General features: G+C 72.7%; 14 protein-coding genes. 10 read left to right on the top strand and 4 right to left on the bottom strand.

Going from position 1 to position 17,610, the window contains the following annotated elements; translation table 11 throughout:
• Nucleotides 1-51: 51 nt before the first annotated feature.
• Entirely contained in the window at nucleotides 52-591 is a 540-nt protein-coding gene (locus ACZ4QV_RS08460; protein WP_361150087.1) for a metallopeptidase family protein, read from the bottom strand.
• A 271-nt stretch (nucleotides 592-862) separates the two neighbouring features.
• Here ACZ4QV_RS08460 and ACZ4QV_RS08455 point away from each other — a divergent pair, with 271 nt between their 5' ends.
• The 7 genes from ACZ4QV_RS08455 (at nucleotide 863) to ACZ4QV_RS08425 (ending at nucleotide 8,754) form a co-directional block, all read left to right on the top strand.
• Complete coding sequence (locus ACZ4QV_RS08455) at nucleotides 863-1,306, top strand: DUF3499 domain-containing protein (RefSeq protein WP_078624427.1); 444 nt, start codon at nucleotides 863-865, stop codon at nucleotides 1,304-1,306.
• Nucleotides 1,307-1,473: 167 nt separating this feature from the next.
• Nucleotides 1,474-3,108, top strand: a complete 1,635-nt coding sequence (locus ACZ4QV_RS08450) for an L-lactate permease (protein ID WP_361616442.1) — start codon at nucleotides 1,474-1,476, stop codon at nucleotides 3,106-3,108.
• Nucleotides 3,109-3,279: 171 nt separating this feature from the next.
• Nucleotides 3,280-4,638, top strand: coding sequence for a phosphomannomutase/phosphoglucomutase (locus ACZ4QV_RS08445; RefSeq protein ID WP_361150093.1), 1,359 nt, complete (start codon nucleotides 3,280-3,282; stop codon nucleotides 4,636-4,638).
• Nucleotides 4,639-4,790: 152 nt separating this feature from the next.
• A complete protein-coding gene (locus ACZ4QV_RS08440; protein ID WP_030021694.1) occupies nucleotides 4,791-4,973 on the top strand; it encodes a Trm112 family protein in 183 nt (60 codons plus the stop codon).
• A gap of 64 nt (nucleotides 4,974-5,037) precedes the next feature.
• Nucleotides 5,038-6,180 carry an SIS domain-containing protein gene (locus ACZ4QV_RS08435; protein ID WP_361592544.1) on the top strand — a complete coding sequence of 381 codons (1,143 nt, stop codon included), beginning with the start codon at nucleotides 5,038-5,040 and terminating at the stop codon, nucleotides 6,178-6,180.
• A gap of 89 nt (nucleotides 6,181-6,269) precedes the next feature.
• Entirely contained in the window at nucleotides 6,270-7,595 is a 1,326-nt protein-coding gene (manA, locus tag ACZ4QV_RS08430) for a mannose-6-phosphate isomerase, class I (RefSeq protein ID WP_361592547.1), read from the top strand.
• Between the two features lie 199 nt (nucleotides 7,596-7,794).
• A complete protein-coding gene (locus tag ACZ4QV_RS08425) occupies nucleotides 7,795-8,754 on the top strand; it encodes a cation diffusion facilitator family transporter (protein ID WP_361150103.1) in 960 nt (319 codons plus the stop codon).
• 217 nt (nucleotides 8,755-8,971) lie between these two features.
• Here ACZ4QV_RS08425 and ACZ4QV_RS08420 read toward each other — a convergent pair whose 3' ends face one another.
• Nucleotides 8,972-11,881: a fructose-specific PTS transporter subunit EIIC gene (locus ACZ4QV_RS08420; RefSeq protein WP_467762715.1), complete on the bottom strand. Its 2,910-nt coding sequence runs from the start codon at nucleotides 11,879-11,881 to the stop codon at nucleotides 8,972-8,974.
• A gap of 726 nt (nucleotides 11,882-12,607) precedes the next feature.
• Here ACZ4QV_RS08420 and ahcY point away from each other — a divergent pair.
• The gene (gene ahcY / locus ACZ4QV_RS08415) at nucleotides 12,608-14,065 is read left to right on the top strand and encodes an adenosylhomocysteinase (RefSeq protein WP_361150107.1); all 1,458 of its coding nucleotides are present in this window, start codon (nucleotides 12,608-12,610) and stop codon (nucleotides 14,063-14,065) included.
• A 132-nt stretch (nucleotides 14,066-14,197) separates the two neighbouring features.
• Nucleotides 14,198-14,812, top strand: a complete 615-nt coding sequence (locus tag ACZ4QV_RS08410) for a hypothetical protein (protein ID WP_361150110.1) — start codon at nucleotides 14,198-14,200, stop codon at nucleotides 14,810-14,812.
• 109 nt (nucleotides 14,813-14,921) lie between these two features.
• Here ACZ4QV_RS08410 and ACZ4QV_RS08405 read toward each other — a convergent pair whose 3' ends face one another.
• Entirely contained in the window at nucleotides 14,922-16,010 is a 1,089-nt protein-coding gene (locus ACZ4QV_RS08405; protein WP_361616436.1) for an RDD family protein, read from the bottom strand.
• A 129-nt stretch (nucleotides 16,011-16,139) separates the two neighbouring features.
• Here ACZ4QV_RS08405 and ACZ4QV_RS08400 point away from each other — a divergent pair, with 129 nt between their 5' ends.
• Complete coding sequence (locus ACZ4QV_RS08400; protein WP_467762714.1) at nucleotides 16,140-17,147, top strand: stage II sporulation protein M; 1,008 nt, start codon at nucleotides 16,140-16,142, stop codon at nucleotides 17,145-17,147.
• Nucleotides 17,148-17,349: 202 nt separating this feature from the next.
• Here ACZ4QV_RS08400 and ACZ4QV_RS08395 read toward each other — a convergent pair.
• Nucleotides 17,350-17,610 (bottom strand): hypothetical protein (locus ACZ4QV_RS08395; RefSeq protein ID WP_467762713.1); only part of this gene is annotated, 261 nt, incomplete at its 5' end.

Raw genomic sequence — 17,610 nt, 5'->3', positions numbered from 1 at the left:
TGCCGAGCCGCCGGGGCGCCCGGAGCCGGGCCGCCCGGATCGGGCCCGGGGTCAGTCCTGCCCGTACCGCGGGTCGACCGACTCCGGCGCCAGGCCGAGCAGCTCGGCGACCTGTTCGACGACGACCTCGTGGACCAGCAGGGCCCGCTCGTCGCGGTTCTTGGTGCGGATCTCGACCGGGCGGCGGTAGACGACCACCCGTTCCCGCTGGTCGCCGGTGGCGGGCAGCAGCCGGCCCAGCGGCACCGTCTCCTCGTCGGCGGCCGGCCCGGTGTCCCCGTCGGGGCCGAACCCGGGCACCTCGACGACCAGGAAGTCGATGTCCGCCAGTTGCGGCCAGCGCCGTTCCAGCCGGTCCCGTGAGTCGTAGACCAGGTCGACGAAGGAGTCCGCGCGGCTCACCGAGAGCGGCACCTGGGGCGGGGCGACCGGGCCGCGCATACCGCGGCCGTGCCGGTCGCGCCGGCGCGGGCGGGGCCCCGCCGGGGCGGGCGGCCGCGCGGCGCCGCCGGGCGCGGCGGGAGTGCCGCCGGTGCCGGTCGGCGCGGAGGGCCCTCCGGAGTCGGCCGGAGGAGGTACGGGGCTGTCCATCAGAACCGAGCGTAACCGTCCCGGGGCAGGCAGCGGGGAAGAGCGGCGGATCCGGTGCCATGTCGTCGAGCGACCGGTCGTAGGCTCGTTGAGTCCGCTTGCAGCCATGCATCGGACCGGGAAGGACATGGGGAATGACATGAAATGTACAGAGTCGTGACAGGTTTCGACGCACTGCGCCGTCCGGCGCAGTGCTCACCGCACGGTTCGGCCCGGGCGCCCGCAGGTCAGGCGCACCGGACGAACCGGGACGACACGGTTGGGTGAGGTCGTGGAGAGTCATCGCGGCCCGCTCAAGAGTGCGGTACCGTCCAACGTCGTGAGCCCTGTACGTCGCTGTTCGCGCACTGCGTGCGGCCGCCCCGCCGTCGCAACGCTGACGTACGTCTACGCGGATTCGACCGCCGTGCTCGGACCGCTCGCCACCTACGCCGAGCCCCACTGCTACGACCTGTGCGCCGAGCACTCCGAGCGGCTGACCGCGCCGCGCGGCTGGGAAGTCGTACGCCTGGCCACCGACACCGGCCCGGCCCGCCCCAGCGGCGACGACCTCGAAGCGCTCGCCAACGCGGTGCGCGAGGCGGCCCGGCCCCAGGAACGCGCGGCGGGCGGCGGCAACGGCCCACAGGTCAGCGGACCGAACGGACGTGACGCCCACCCGATGGAGGTCGCCCGCCGGGGGCATCTGCGGGTGCTGCGGTCGCCGGACAACTGAGTTCCGGGTCCGGGCGACCGGGTTCCGACTTCGGGTCCCGGTCGCTCCCGTCACTTCCTTCCGCGCCATTGACGCCGCCTCGCCGCGGGCACCACCATGCCTCCACTCCCGAAAGATCCGCTTCCGTATGGCGGAAGTGACGGGGGAGCTGCCCACCGGGAGGCCGAGTGTCCGTACCGCAGCGGGAGTTCGTGCAGCAACTGGAGCCCGTGGCCGGCTCCCTCGCCCTGTCCGCGCTCGTCGCCGCCCTCCCGCTGGTCACCGTCCTCGTCCTGCTCGGCGCCGTACGGATGCGCGCCCACCGCGCCGGACTCACCGGCCTCGCCGTCGCCCTCGCCACCGCCTGCCTCGGCTACGGCATGCCCGCCGGACAGGCCCTGTCCGCCGCCGCGCAGGGCGTGCTCTTCGGCCTGTTCCCCATCCTGTGGATCGTCGTCAACGCCCTGTGGGTCTACCGGATGACGGTCCGCACCCGCCACTTCGACGTCCTGCGCCGCTCCTTCTCCGGGCTCTCCGCCGACCCCCGCGTCCAGGCCCTGGTCATCGCCTTCTGCTTCGGGGCACTGCTCGAAGCGCTCGCCGGATTCGGGGCGCCCGTCGCGATCAGCGCGGTGATGCTGGTCGCCCTCGGGATCTCCCCGGTACGGGCCGCCGTCGTCGCGCTCGTCGCCAACACCGCGCCGGTCGCCTTCGGCGCCATGGGCACCCCCGTCGTCACACTCGCCCAGGTCACCGGCCTGCCGCTGGACACCGTCGCCCCGGTCGTCGGCCGCCAGACCCCGCTGCTCGCCCTCGTCGTACCGCTGCTGCTGGTGTTCCTGGTCGACGGGCGGCGCGGCCTGCGCGAGACCTGGGCACCCGCGCTCGCCTGCGGACTGGCCTTCGCCGCCGTGCAGTTCGCGTCCGCCAACTACGTGTCCGCGCAACTCGCCGACATCGGCGCGGCCCTCGCGGGCGCCGCCGCCCTCGTCGCCGTCCCCGGCGCCCGCAGACCCGCCTCCGAACCCGTACGGAACGCCGTCCTGACCGGCGCCCGCAGCGAGGACCTGGACGTCCGAGACTCCCGCGCCGACGTCGTCCGCGCCTACGCGCCGTACGCCCTCGTCGTCGCCGTCTTCTCCCTCGCCCAGGTCCCGCCCGTCAAGGACCTCCTCGCACGGGCCACCCGCACCTTCGACTGGCCCTTCCTGGACGTCGCGGGCCCGGACGGGAAACCGGCCGGCGGCAACGTCTTCTCGCTCCCGCTGCTCGCCACCGGCGGGACGCTGGTGCTGCTGGCCGGCGTGCTGACCGCCGCGGTACTGGGCGTACGGGCCGCCACCGCCGTACGGGAATGGGCCGCGACCGTACGCGAACTGCGCCTGGCGATCCTCACCGTGACCTCCGTCCTGGCCCTCGCCTACGTCATGAACCTCTCCGGACAGGCCGCCGCCATCGGCCACTTCGTCGCCGCCGCCGGTGCCGGGCTGGCCTTCCTCTCGCCCGTGCTCGGCTGGTTCGGCGTCGCCGTCACCGGCTCCGACACCTCCGCCAACGCCCTCTTCGGCGCCCTCCAGGTGACCGCGGCCCGGCAGTCCGGCCTCTCACCCGTCCTCCTCGCCGCGGCCAACAGCTCCGGCGGCGTGCTCGGCAAGATGATCTCCCCGCAGAACCTGGCCATCGCCTGCGCCGCGGTCGGCCTGGCCGGACGCGAGGGTGACCTGCTGCGCAAGGTGCTGCCGTGGAGCCTGGGGCTGCTGCTGGTGATGTGTCTGATCGTGGTGGGACAGAGCACGGGCGTGCTGGGGTGGATGCTGCCGTAGGGGTGCGCGGTGCCGGCCGGAGCGCCCGGGTGGTCCGGACTGCGCGCATGACCACCGGCTTCACGGGACACAAGATGACCCGGGCTGCCGGACCCCACCCCCCGAACCAGCCTCCCGCCGGCCGCGTACGGGTAGGTTTGGGACCCCGTCATGACATCAGGAGGGCTGGCTGTGACTGATCTGTCGCAGATCGTGAAGGCGTACGACGTGCGCGGTGTGGTCCCCGACCAGTGGGACGAGCCGCTGGCCGAACTGTTCGGCGCGGCCTTCGCCCAGGTGACCGGAGCGGACGCCATCGTCACCGGGCACGACATGCGGCCCTCCTCGCCCGGCCTGTCCCGGGCCTTCGCCCGCGGCGCCGCGGCGCGCGGGGCCGACGTCACCGAGATCGGCCTGTGCTCGACCGACCAGCTCTACTACGCCAGCGGCGCGCTGGACCTGCCCGGCGCGATGTTCACCGCTTCGCACAACCCCGCGCAGTACAACGGCATCAAGATGTGCCGGGCGGGCGCCGCCCCGGTCGGACAGGACACCGGCCTCGCCGACATCCGCGCGCTCGTCGAGCAGTGGCGCGACAACGGTGCCCCGGAGCCCGTGGCGACCCCCGGAACCATCACGCAGCGCGACGTCCTCGCCGACTACGCCGCCCACCTGCGCCGCCTCGTCGACCTCTCCGGCATCCGCCGCCTGAAGGTCGTGGTGGACGCCGGCAACGGCATGGGCGGCCACACCGTCCCCACCGTCTTCGAGGGACTGCCCATCGACCTGGACGCCCTGTACTTCGAACTCGACGGCACCTTCCCGAACCACGAGGCCAACCCCCTGGACCCGGCGAACATCGTCGACCTCCAGGCGCGCGTCCGCGAGGTCGGCGCCGACCTCGGCCTGGCCTTCGACGGCGACGCGGACCGCTGCTTCGTCGTCGACGGCAGCGGCGACCCGGTCTCCCCGTCCGCGATCACCGCCCTGGTCGCCGCCCGCGAACTGGCCAAGCACCCCGGCGGCACGGTCATCCACAACTGCATCACCTCCTGGTCCGTCCCCGAGGTCGTCAAGGAGAACGGCGGCACGCCCGTACGCACCCGCGTCGGCCACTCGTTCATCAAGGGGGAGATGGCCAGGACCGGCGCCATCTTCGGCGGCGAGCACTCCGCGCACTACTACTTCCGCGACTTCTGGAACGCCGACACCGGGATGCTCGCCGCCCTGCACGTCCTGGCGGCGCTCGGCGGCCAGGAAGGACCGCTGTCCGAACTGGTCGCCCAGTACGACCGGTACGCCGCCTCCGGCGAGATCAACAGCACCGTCGACGACCAGACCGGCCGCCTCACCGCCGTGCGGACCGCGTACGAAGGTGAGCCGGGCACCGAACTCGACGAGCTGGACGGCCTGACCGTCAGCACCGCCGACTGGTGGTTCAACCTCCGCCCCTCCAACACCGAACCCCTGCTCCGCCTGAACGTCGAGGCCCGGGACCAGGAGACGGTCGAGCGGGTGCGGGACGAGGTGCTGGCGATCGTTCGCGGATGAATGGCCGGGGGGATCAGGGGCCGGGCTCCGCCCGTCCCCGCCCCGCCCGTCCCCGCCCCGCCCGTCCCCGCCCCGCCCGCCTGCGGCGCGTCCCGCCGCCCGCCCCGGCGGTACGCTGGCAGTGCCGTATTTCCGCCGAAGGAGAAGCCCCCATGCCGGTCGACGCCAGCCTGATCGAGATCCTCGCCTGCCCGGCGTGCCACGCCCCGCTGGCGGACCGGTCGGACGCCGACCCGGCCGAGCTGCGGTGCACCGGCACGGAATGCGGCCTCGCCTACCCCGTCCGGGACGGCATCCCCGTCCTCCTGGTGGACGAGGCCCGGCGCCCCGCCTGACCCGGGCGCCGGAGCCGTCCGGCCCCCACCCCGCCCGTACCGGCGATCGGAGGCAGCGCACACCATGCTCGACGAGTCCCTGTTGGACGCACCCGAAGCGCTGGCCGGCGCCGACCGTTACGGACTGCTGCGCGGCGTCGCCGAATCCGGGGCACGGGTGCGCACCGCGGCCCGCAACGCCGCCGAGTCCGGCATCGCCGACCTGCGGCCCGACGGCCGCCCCCGCACCGTCCTCGTGGCAGGCCCGGCACCGGCCGCCGCCTGCGTCGCCGACCTCTTCGGCGCCCTCGGCGGCGGCGCCTGCCCGGTCACCCTCATCCGGCCCACCGGCGTCGCGGCGCGGCCCGGCGCGCTGCGCTGGACCCTGCCCGGCTGGTCAGGACCGCTCGACCTGCTGCTGATCGCCGGCCCGGACGGCGCCGACCCCGGGCTCGCGCAGCTCGTCGAGCAGGCGTACCGCCGCGGCTGCTCCGTCGTCGCCGTCACCCCGGCGGGCGGCCGGCTCGCCGACGCCGTCGTCCAGGCCCGCGGCCTGCCCGTGCCGCTGGCCACCACCCCGTACGACGCCGAGTTCGACATCGAGGGCGCGCCGCCCGCCGCCCCCGGCACCCTCTGGTCGCTGCTCATCCCGATGCTCGCGCTCGCCGACCGGATCGGCCTGCTCAGCGCCACCTCCGACCTGCTCGCGCAGCTCGCCGACCGCCTCGACCAGGTCGCCGAACGCTGCGGCCCCGCCATCGAGACGTACTCCAACCCCGCCAAGACCCTCGCCGCCGAACTCGCCGACGCACTCCCGCTGATCTGGACCGAAGGCACCCTCTCCGGAGCCGTCGGCCGGCACTTCGCGACCGTCCTGGCCGGGCTCGCCGGCCGGCCCGCCCTCGCCGGCGAACTGCCCGAGACGATGACCACCCACGGTGCGCTGCTGGCCGGCCCGTTCGCGGCCGGCGCCGACCCGGACGACTTCTTCCGTGACCGCGTCGACCAGCCCACCGCCCTGCACGCCCGCGTCGTCCTGCTCCGCGAGGACACCCCGGGACCGCTCTCCGCCGCGCCCGCCGCCCGCGAACTGGCGCTGGAGCACGACACCCCCGTCAGCGAACTGGAACCGGCCGGCGGCAGCGCCCTGGAGAAGGCCGCCGAACTCCTCGCCGTCACGGATTTCGCCGCCGTTTACCTGGCGCTCGCCGACACCGAGGGAGCATGAGGCCCCGGCCGCGGCCGCCGCACGTACGGGAGACTTGAGCGCGCCCCGGCAGCAGCCGGACCGCAGACGAAGAATCAGGAAGCCCGCCCATGGACCGCCTCACCAACACCGTGCGCCCCTACGCCTGGGGCTCCACCACCGCCATCCCGGAACTCCTCGGCACCGAACCGACCGGCGAACCCCAGGCCGAGATGTGGATGGGCGCACACCCCGGCGCCCCCTCCCGCACCGACCGCGGCGCCGGCCCGGTCTCGCTGGCCGACGTCATAGCCGCGGACCCCGAAGGCGAACTGGGCCCCGACGCGGTACGCGCCTTCGGCCCCCGGCTGCCCTTCCTGCTCAAGCTGCTCGCCGCCGACTCCCCGCTGTCCCTCCAGGTCCACCCCGACCTGACCCGGGCCCAGGAGGGGTACGCCGACGAGGAGAAGCGCGGCGTCCCCGCCGACGCCCCGCACCGCAACTACAAGGACGCCAACCACAAGCCCGAACTCCTCTGCGCCCTCACCCCCTTCGAAGGGCTCTGCGGCTTCCGGCACCCGGCCGAGGCCGCCACCCTCCTCGAAGGACTCGGCGTCAGCGCCCTCAAGCCGTACGCCGACATCCTGCGCGCCGCCCCGGAGGACGCCGCGCTGCGCGAAGTCCTCACCGCCGTACTGGGCGCCGACCGGGACGAGACGGCCGAAACCGTCGAACAGGCCGCGGCCGCCGCCCGGCGCCTGGCCGGCGAGGGCGGCCCGCACGCCGACTCCTACGCCGCGTACGCCGCCATCGCCCACCACTACCCGGGCGACCCGGGCGTGCTCGCCGCCATGCTCCTCAACCACGTACGGCTGCAGCCCGGCGAAGCGCTCTACCTGGGCGCCGGCATCCCGCACGCCTACCTCGGCGGCCTCGGCGTGGAACTGATGGCCAACTCCGACAACGTGCTGCGCTGCGGCCTGACCCCCAAGCACGTCGACGTACCGGAACTGCTGCGGGTGGTCCGCTTCGCGCCCCGCGACGCGGGGGTGCTGCGGCCGGAGGAGGCCACGGCGTCGGGCGAGGAGGTCTACGAGACCCCGACCGACGAGTTCCGGCTCTCCCGCTTCGTCCTGGCCCCCGGAGGCCCGGCCCGCACCCTCGACGACCGCACCCCCCAGATCCTGCTGTGCACGGCGGGGACGGTCGCTCTGCACGCGACCGCGACCGGCACGGGGCCGGACGGCGGTCCCGTCTCCCGTACGGGCGCGGGTTCTCGTACGGATGCGTCCTCCCGTGCGGATGCGGCTTCCGGTACGGATGCGGCTTCCCGTACGGATGCGGCTTCCCGTACGGACCTGGCGCTCGCGCCCGGCGAGTCGGCCTTCGTACCGGCCGGCGAGCGTGTGGAACTGACGGGAGAGGGCACGGTCTTCCGGGCGACGGTGGCGCTCTGACGGCAGCCCGCAGGAGCCCCGGCGCCGGTTCGGCACCGGTCCGGGGGCGCCCCGACGCCGGTCCGGGGGCGTCCCGTGCGTGCCCCGGCGGGCGGGCTGCAACAATGACCCGCCTAAAGGGTTCGTAAAGGAGCCCTCGGAGCGGCCTCGGAGCAGGCTGCACACCGCAGCCGGTCGACGGAAGGGAAATGCGCCACCCATGAGTGCATCAGGCGGTACCAAGGCGATCGTCGCGGCGCTGGGCGCCAACCTGGCGATCGCGGCGGCGAAGTTCGTGGCCTTCGCCTTCAGCGGATCGTCCTCGATGCTGGCCGAAGGCGTCCACTCCGTCGCCGACTCCGGCAACCAGGGACTCCTGCTCCTCGGCGGCAAGAAGGCCAAGCGCGCCGCCACCGAGGAACACCCCTTCGGCTACGGCCGCGAGCGCTACATCTACGGCTTCCTCGTCTCCATCGTCCTGTTCACCATCGGCGGCGTCTTCGCCCTGTACGAGGGCTACGAGAAGATCCACGACCCGCACGAGCTGGACAACTGGGTCTGGCCGGTCGGCGTCCTCGTCTTCGCGATCATCGCCGAGGGCTTCTCCTTCCGTACGGCCATCAAGGAGTCCAACGAACTGCGCGGCAAGCAGACCTGGCCCCAGTTCGTCCGCCGCGCCAAGGCGCCCGAACTCCCCGTCGTCCTCCTGGAGGACTTCGGCGCGCTGGTCGGCCTGGTGCTCGCGCTCGGCGGCGTCGGCCTCACCCTCGCCACCGGCAACGGCGTGTGGGACGGCATCGGCACGATGTGCATCGGCGTCCTCCTCGTCCTGATCGCCCTGATCCTCGCCGCCGAGACCAAGTCGCTGCTCCTGGGCGAGGCGGCCGGCCCCGAACAGGTCGCCAAGATCCGCGCCGCCGTGGTCGACGGCGACACCGTCACCCGCGTCATCCACATGCGCACCCTCCACCTCGGCCCGGAAGAACTCCTCGTCGCCGCCAAGATCGCCGTCCAGCACGAGGACACGGCCAAGGAGGTCGCCGACGCGATCAACGCCGCCGAGGACCGGATCCGCGCGGCCGTCCCGATCGCCCGCGTGATCTACCTCGAACCCGACATCTACCACGAGTCCGCCGCCGCCTCGGGCGACAACCCGGCCAAGACACCGGGCGGAGCCTGACGGCCGGCCCCTCTCGTACGGCAGGGCCCCGCACCCGAACCGGTGCGGGGCCCTGCCGCTTCCCACCGCCGACCGCCCCGGCAGCCTTACGTACCTGCTTACGGCCGTACGTCGCGGCCGTGCGGCCGTACGTCACGCGCCTGGGGCCCGGCCGTAGCACGCGCCTGCGGCCGTACGTCGCATGCCCGCGCCTTGCGGCTGCTGTTCGGCTGCCCGGCTACCCGACCTCGCTCAGCACCCGCAGGATCGCCGTCACGTCCGGCGCGCCCTGCAACCGTGCCCGGAAGTTCGCGTCCATCAGCTTCCGCGACAGCAGCGCCAGGATGCGCAGATGCTCGTCACCGGCGGCGGCTTCCGGCACCGAGATCATGAACACCAACTTGGCGCGCGTACCGTCCAGCGAGTCCCAGTCGATGCCCTCGGCCGAACGCGCGAAGCCGACGACGGGGGCGGTCACCGCGTCCGTCTTGGCGTGCGGGATCGCGATCTCCTCACCGAGACCGGTGGTGCCCTGCGCCTCCCGCGCCAGCGCCACCCGGACCAGCTCGGCCACGTCCGCCACCTTGCCGGTACGCGCCGCGAGTTCCGCCATCTCCCGGATCGCGGCCTCCTTGCCGTCGGCGGCCAGCCGCACCTTCACGGTCTCCCGCGTCAGATACCCGGAAAGCACCTCCCCGCACGATCCCTCTCCCTCGGGCTCCTCTCCCTCGGCCCCTTCACCCTCACCGCGTGGGCCATTGCCTGAGGTGCTTCCGCCTGGGATGCCTTCACCTGGGGTGCTTGCCTCCGGGGTGCTTCCGCCCGAGGCGCCTTCGCCCGAGGCGCCCCCGCCTGGGATGCCTTCACCTGGGTTGGCTGCCTCCGGGGTGTTCTCGTCCGGTGTGCTTTCGTCCGAGGTGCTGCCGCCGGGTGTGGCTTCGCCTGAGGTGCCTCCGCCTGGGGTGCTTCCGCTTGGGGTGCCTGCCTCCGGGGCGCTCTCATCCGGCGTGCCTTCGTTCGAGGCGTCCCCATCAGACGCCTCTACACCTCTCACCTCACAAGCCACAGCACTACCGGCCCCGGCGCTCTCAGCCGCGTCGTCCTCGGCCTCGGCGCTCTCAGTCGCACCACTCCCGGCCACGGTGTTCTCAGCCACGGTGCTCTCAGCTCCGGCACTCTCGACCGCGCCGTTCTGAACCACGGCGTTCTCACCCGCCGTGACTCCGGCCGCCCCGACCGCCATACCTCCGGTCGTCCCGGTCGCCCCAGCCATCCCGGCCGTCCCATCGGCCAAGGCCCCGGCCGCGCCGACACCCGCCAGGACCGCTTCCGGCCCCGCCCCCGTGCCCGGCCCTGCCCCCGCGCCCGACCCCGAAGCCGCCCCGATGTCCCCAGCCATACCGGCCACTCCAGCCACTCCGACCTCCCCAGCCGCCGCACGCCCCTTCTGCCGCTCCGCCACATCCACCAGCGCGACCGTCGTCAGCGCCGTCACGACCGATCCGGCCGCCACGGCCACGAAGAACATCGGCACCCCGCCGACCGCGCCCAGGATCGCCACGATCGGTCCGCCGTGCGGCACCGCGTCCGTCACCCCGGCCATCCCGGCGACCGCTCCGGCGACCGCGCCGCCCAGCATGTTCGCGGGGATGACCTGCGTGGGGCGGGCCGCCGCGAACGGGATCGCGCCCTCCGATATGCCGAACAGGCCCATGAAGAGCGACGCCATGCCGGTCTCCCGCTCCTGGTCGGAGTACAGGCGCCGGCGGATCAGCGTGGCCAGGCCCTGGCCGAGCGGCATCACCGGGATCGCGGCAGCGCACATGCCCATGACGGTCTGGTTGCCGGTCGCGATCAGTCCGGTGCCGAAGAGGAACGCCGTCTTGTTGACCGGCCCGCCCATGTCGAACGCGATCATCAGGCCGAGGACCGCGCCGAGCGCGATCGCGCTGGTACCCGTCATCCCGCTGAGCCAGTCCGTCAGGTGCGTGAACACCCACGAGATCGGCCGGCCGAGGACGTAGATGAAGAACAGCCCCAGCACCGCCGTCGCGACGATCGGGATCACGATGATCGGCATGATCGGCCGGACGAACCGGGGAACCCTGACCTTCTTGATCCACATGACCAGGTACCCGGCCAGGAAGCCCGTGACGATCGCCCCGATGAACCCGGCACCCGCCTTGGAGTCGTACAGCTCGCCGGTGTTGGCTATCCAGCCGCCGATCATGCCCGGCACCAGCGCGGGCCGGTCCCCGATCGCGTACGCGATGTAACCGGAGAGGATCGGCACCATCAGCTGGAACCCGATGGTGCCGATGTCGTTGACGTGCGCCCAGAAGGTGCCCTCCGGGATGGCCAGCCCCTTCGGCGTCGCCTCGCCGCCGACCGCCAGGGACAGCGCCAGCAGCAGGCCGCCGACCACGACGAACGGGATCATGTAGCTGACACCGTTCATCAGCGCCTTGTACGCGAGGCTGCGCTCCTTCCCCCGCGAGCCACCGGCCCCGGCTCCGCCGCCCCTGCCGAACCGCGCCCCGGCCCCACCACCCTCGCCCGACCGCGCACCGGCCGTCCCCGTGCCTCGACCGCCCGGTCCACCTCCGGCTCCGGCCCCGGTCCTGCCCCCGGCCCCGAGCCCGACCCCACCGCCGCCTCGGGCACCCCTGCCGTCACTCCCACCCCTGCCGCCGGCCCCGGCCCCGTACGTGGCCCTGTCGCTTCCGTACTCGCCCCCGTCATCCCCGGCCCCGGCTCCGTAGCCCTCCGCACCGTCGCCCTCCGCCCCGTACACCGGCGCGCTCAGCACCCGTCCGATCAGCTCCTCCGGATGGCGGATGCCCTCGGCCACGCCCACCACCAGCAGCCTCTTGCCGACGAAGCGAGCCGGGTCGACGTCCTTGTCGGCGGCGATGATGATGCCGTCGGCGTGTCTGACATCGTTGTCAGACAGGACGTTCTCGGCGCCGATCGACCCCTGCGTCTCCACCTTCATCGCATGGCCGAGCGACTCGGCGGCCTGGGTCAGCTTCTCGGCGGCCATGTACGTGTGGGCTATGCCGGTCGGGCAGGCGGTCACTGCGAGCAGTTTCAGCCCTTGCCCGCCCCTCTCCGCACCCTTGGGGGGATCAGCTGGACTGGTGGTCACGTGGCTCTCCTAACGGACGTGCGCGCAAGGTGACGTGCGAGTGTCCTCGCGCTCCCCGCATCCTGCAATACGGAGGGGCGGGTGCAAAGTGCCCTACGCCACACCGCTCCAGGCCAGAACCCCACCACCCCCACCCGCACCCACGCGCCCCCCCCTGCGCCCCGCCCGCATGCGCCCGTCACCCACGCCTACGCCTCCGCCCCACGCCCACGCCCGCCACGCACGCTCCCGGCACCCACGCGCCCGCCACCTGCACCCCGCACCCGCCACCTGCCCTCCCCGCGCCCGCCGCCGGCGTCCACACACCACGGCCGCCGGCACCCGCACACCGCGCCCGCCGGTACCCGCACACCACGATCGCCGGCACCCGCACCGCGCCCGCGGAGCCCCCCGCGCCCACCGCCCGCTCGCCATTTTCCTAGGGCGGGCTGGGGTTCCCGGGGGCGATCGGTGTAGATTCGTGACCAGTGCCAGACGTCGCTGCTGATGGCGGTCGGGCGGTCCGCCCCGCGGGCCGGCCGAGGGAGAGAGGGCCTCCGACGGACTGCGCTGCGGCCAGGGGAGAGGTGTGTCCGCCCACGCGGAACCGCCCGTACGGTATGCCGTCCCGGACGGTGTACCGCTCATGCGGTACGTCCGCCCACGCGACACTCCGGGCGGCGACGTCCCCACCTGCCCGCGCCGCAGACTGCCAGCCAACCACCCTCGACCACGGGAGCAACCCGAATGTCGACCGCAGCCAACAGCCAGGACTTCAAGGTCGCCGACCTGTCCCTCGCCGCCTTCGGCCGCAAGGAGATCACCCTCGCCGAGCACGAGATGCCCGGCCTGATGGCGATCCGCAAGGAGTACGCCGCCGCACAGCCGCTGGCCGGCGCCCGCGTCACCGGCTCGCTGCACATGACCGTGCAGACCGCCGTGCTGATCGAGACCCTCACCGCTCTCGGCGCCGAGGTCCGCTGGGCCTCCTGCAACATCTTCTCCACCCAGGACCACGCCGCGGCCGCCATCGCGGTCGGCCCGAACGGCACCCCCGAGAACCCCCAGGGTGTCCCGGTCTTCGCCTGGAAGGGCGAGACGCTCGAAGAGTACTGGTGGTGCACGGAGCAGGCGCTGACCTGGCCGAACTCGCCCACCGGCGGCCCGAACATGATCCTCGACGACGGCGGCGACGCCACGCTCCTGGTCCACCAGGGCGTCGAGTACGAGAAGGACGGCAAGGCCCCCGCCGTCGAGACCGCGGAGAACGACGAGCACCGCGCGATCCTCCAGCTCCTCAACCGCACCCTCACCGAGTCCCCGCAGAAGTGGACCAAGCTGGCGTCGGAGATCCGCGGTGTCACCGAGGAGACCACCACCGGCGTGCACCGTCTCTACGAGATGCAGCGCGACGGCAAGCTGCTCTTCCCGGCGATCAACGTGAACGACGCCGTGACGAAGTCCAAGTTCGACAACAAGTACGGCTGCCGCCACTCCCTGATCGACGGCATCAACCGCGCCACCGACACCCTCATCGGCGGCAAGACCGCCGTCGTCTGCGGCTACGGCGACGTCGGCAAGGGCTGCGCCGAGTCGCTGCGCGGCCAGGGCGCCCGCGTGATCATCACCGAGATCGACCCGATCTGCGCGCTGCAGGCCGCGATGGACGGCTACCAGGTCACCACCCTGGACGAGGTCGTCGAGACCGCCGACATCTTCGTCACCACGACGGGGAACAAGGACATCATCATGGCCTCCGACATGGCCAAGATGAAGCACCAGGCCATCGTCGGCAACATCGGCCACTTCGACAACGAGATCGACATGGCCGGCCTCGCCGCCATCGACGGCATCGTCAAGGACGAGGTCAAGCCGCAGGTCCACACCTGGACCTTCCCCGACGGCAAGGTCCTGATCGTGCTGTCCGAGGGCCGCCTGCTCAACCTCGGCAACGCGACCGGCCACCCCTCGTTCGTGATGTCCAACTCCTTCGCGGACCAGACCCTGGCCCAGATCGAGCTGTTCACCAAGCCGGCGGAGTACCCGACCGACGTCTACGTCCTGCCCAAGCACCTGGACGAGAAGGTCGCCCGCCTCCACCTCGACGCCCTCGGCGTCAAGCTCACGACCCTCCGCCCCGAGCAGGCCGCCTACATCGGCGTCACGGTCGAGGGCCCCTACAAGTCCGACCACTACCGCTACTGATCCCCGCGCACCCGGTGTCCGCCCCGCCACCGCGCACATCGGGCACCACCACCGGCAGCCGGTGATCCAGGCCCCCGCCCAGCACCACGGCGGGGGCCTGACCCGTACCACCGGACCCGACCAAGGACCCCCATGCCCCGCGGCCGCTACTCCCTCCACGACCCGCACGACCACACCCCCCTCGGCGAAGAACACTTCCACTGCGCCACCGGCCCCTCCGGCTGGCGTTACGTCTCCCAGCTCACCACCCCCTCCGGAGACCACGCGGGCTCCGTCGACCTCACCCTCGACGACCTGGGCCGCCCCATCCGCCTCGAACTCCACGCCGGCGGCTGGCAGGTACGCGGCGCCGCCCTGGAAGGCGTCACCTGGGTCCGTACCGACCCGGCCGGCGACCACGCCACCGAAGGCAACGTCCCCGCCCACGCCTTCACCGGCGCGTCCCCCGCCTTTCTCGTCGCCACCGCCCGGCTGCTGCGCCCCGCCCCCGGCACCGGAGCCGTCCGCACCCGCCTCGTGGCCTTCACACCCCCCGTCCTCGCACCCCGCACGCTCGACCAGTCCTGGGCCTTGGTGAAAAGGACAGCACACCCCACTGACAACGGCCCGCTGACCGCGGACGAATACCAGGTCAACGACCTGGAGACCGGTGAACAGCACGCCGTCCACCTCGCCGGCGACGTCGTCCTGTCGGCCCCCGGCATCGAACTCGAAGACCTGGAAACCCCGCCCTCGGCCTTCACCTGACCGGCCGACACCCACCACCCCGAGCCGCCCAGCGGCCGCCCCTCACCTCACGCACCGGCATACCCACCGGCCCCTGGCCTTGGCCGCCCTGTCCGGCCGCGCACCGCCCTCACACCGGCGGCGTGAACCCCGTACGCCGCTGCCGGCCGCCCACCGACCCGTCCCCGTCGCCGTTCCCGTTCTCACCCCTGGGCCCGGCCTCCCCGGCCCTGGCCTCAGCCGTCCCGTCCACGGCTTTCCCGGCTCGGACAGCCTCCCCGGCGCTCGCGCCACCCTGCCCCGCCGCCGGGGCCCCATACGAAGCCTCCCCCTGCGCCGCCGCAGGCTCGCCCGCACCGCGCCCGTAGCCGGCACCTCCGTACACACCATCCCCGTACACGCCACTCCCGTACGGACCTCCGTACGCACCCCCCTGCCCGGCCGCCACCGGCCCCGGAGCCCCCAACGGCGCCCCGAACGCCCGCTGCGCCTCCCGCGCCTGCCGCTCACCCGTCACCGCGGCCAGATACACCGCCGGATGCATGTCCGCCGGCACCGACGCCCCGGTCCAACCGCGCAGATCCGCCGCCAGCCGAGCCCCCACGGCCCCGCCGACCTGCGGATCGAGCTGACCTATTCGGCTCAGGTACTGGCGCACCGTCAGCCACCAGCTGTCCGGAACCCGCGACAGGTCCAGCGCGCCGAGTTCCGCCGCCAGCCAGGGAGGCGGGGGCGGCAGCACCGGCATCCCGCGCGGGGTGGGTATCCGCTCCCGTACGACGACGGTGCCCGCGAACACATCACCGAGCCGCCGCCCCCTGGCCGAGACCAGCGAGGCGATGCACGCCACCACCCCCATGGTCAGCACGATCTCCACCGCACCCAGCGCGCCGCGCACCAGCGCGTGCCGGAACCGGACCGGCCCGCCGTCCTCACGCACCACCCGCAGCCCGCACACCAGCTTCCCGAGCGACCGGCCGTGGCTCAGCGTCTCCACCACGATCGGCACCCCGACCAGCACCAGTACGAACAACGTCACCGACACCGCGGCTCTCGCCGCCTCGTCCATGGACGCCGTGGCGCTGAGCAGCAGCAGCGAGACCAGGACATAGGCACTCCAGGTCACCGCGAGATCGACGAGGACCGCCAGTGCCCGGCTCGGCAGCCGGGCCGGCCGCAGCCCGAGTACCACCGCCTCGCCCGTCACGAGCTCGTTCACCTGAGCCGCCCTTCCTTGCCCCACTCCGTACCGGTCCGTCCCCGGACCGCCGCCCGCCCCATGGCCGACCGGGCCAGTCTGCCAAGCTGACGGCACAGTCACCTCACGGCGCCGCCAGGAGCTGAATCCATGGACCTCGATGTCTTCGTAAGGGCCCACCGTGCCGAGTGGGACCGGCTCGAAGAACTGCTGCGCCGCAAACGCCGCCTCACCGGCGCCGAGGCCGACGAACTGGTCACCCTCTACCAGCGCACCACCACCCACCTGTCCCTACTCCAGGCCAGCGCCCCCGACCCCGCCCTCACGGGACGCCTCACCTCCCTCGTGGCGCGCGCCCGCAGTACGGTCACCGGCGCACGCAAGGCGTCCTGGCGCGACGCCGCCCGCTTCTTCACGGTGTCGTTCCCCGCCGCGGTCTACCGCCTGCGCCACTGGTGGGTGCCGACGGCCCTGCTCTCCACCGCGGTCGGCGCCCTCATCGCCTGGTGGATCGCCACCCACCCCGAAGTCCAGGCCGCCATCGGCGCCCCCGAGGACCTGCGCGCCATGACTCGCCCCGGCGGGGAGTACGAGACGTACTACTCCAGCCACCCCGCCGCGTCCTTCGCCGCCCAGGTGTGGACGAACAACGCGCAGGCGGTCGCCCTGTGCCTGGTCCTGGGAGCCTTCCTCGGCCTGCCCGTCTTCTGGGTGCTCTTCCAGAACATGCTCAACCTGGGCGTCGGCCTCGGCCTGATGTCGTCGGCCGGTCGCCTCGATTCCTTCCTCGGCCTCCTCCTTCCGCACGGGCTCCTGGAACTCACCGCGGTCTTCGTCGCAGCCGGCATCAGCCTGCGCCTGGGCTGGACCGTCATCGACCCCGGCCCGCGCACCCGCCGCACCGCCCTCGCCGAAGAGGGCCGCTCCGCTCTCGGCGTGGCTGTCGGCCTGGCCGCCGTGCTGTTCGTATCGGGCGTCCTCGAAGGCTTCGTCACCCCTTCCGGCCTGCCCACCTGGGCCCGCATCACCATCGGCGTCGTCGCCGAGCTGGCCTTTCTCGCGTACGTGTACGTACTCGGCGGCCGCGCCGTCCGATCAGGCGAAACGGGGGACGTCGACGAGGCGGACCGCGAGGCACCCGTACCGACCGCGGCCTGATGTGCGTGCGACCCCGCTGACCTGCTAATCTCCTCATCTCCCCAAGAGGCACGTTGACACGGGCAGGGCGGGGAGGTAGATTCGAACGGTTGCCACGGACTAGACATGTTCGAGCGCAACAGTTAGTCTCTCGTCTGCTTCGGTCGGAACATCGATTCCACGAAGCGCCTCCGAATCTTTATCCGGAAAACGTCCGCCGATTTCAGGTCGGCAAAACGCTTCTGATAAAGTCGGAACAGCCGAAAGGCAAACTCCTCCGACAAACATCGGATACGAATTCGGCCCGGAAACGGACCGGGAATCGGATCTGATAGAGTCGGAAAGGCCGGAAAGCGAAAGCTGGACGGCCGCCCCGCTCCAGCAGGGGTCGGAAACGGAAAGCGGAAACGCCGAACGGATCTGGTAAGGTTGGAACCGCGAAGAAGCCGAAAGGCCGAAACGCACCGGCGAAAATCAGGACCGC

It is taken from the genome of Streptomyces sp. NPDC026394 (genome assembly GCF_055567735.1).
Note: the sequence above shows the minus strand (reverse complement) of the source record. Positions and strands in the feature narration are given on the sequence as shown.

Coding starts and splice junctions, on each gene's coding strand:
- ACZ4QV_RS08410 (WP_361150110.1), top strand. CDS start 14,198: ATGCCCCGCGGCCGCTACTCCCTCCACGACCCGCACGACCACACCCCC.
- ACZ4QV_RS08435 (WP_361592544.1), top strand. CDS start 5,038: ATGCTCGACGAGTCCCTGTTGGACGCACCCGAAGCGCTGGCCGGCGCC.
- ACZ4QV_RS08460 (WP_361150087.1), bottom strand. CDS start 591: ATGGACAGCCCCGTACCTCCTCCGGCCGACTCCGGAGGGCCCTCCGCG.
- ACZ4QV_RS08440 (WP_030021694.1), top strand. CDS start 4,791: ATGCCGGTCGACGCCAGCCTGATCGAGATCCTCGCCTGCCCGGCGTGC.
- ACZ4QV_RS08425 (WP_361150103.1), top strand. CDS start 7,795: ATGAGTGCATCAGGCGGTACCAAGGCGATCGTCGCGGCGCTGGGCGCC.
- manA (WP_361592547.1), top strand. CDS start 6,270: ATGGACCGCCTCACCAACACCGTGCGCCCCTACGCCTGGGGCTCCACC.
- ACZ4QV_RS08400 (WP_467762714.1), top strand. CDS start 16,140: ATGGACCTCGATGTCTTCGTAAGGGCCCACCGTGCCGAGTGGGACCGG.
- ahcY (WP_361150107.1), top strand. CDS start 12,608: ATGTCGACCGCAGCCAACAGCCAGGACTTCAAGGTCGCCGACCTGTCC.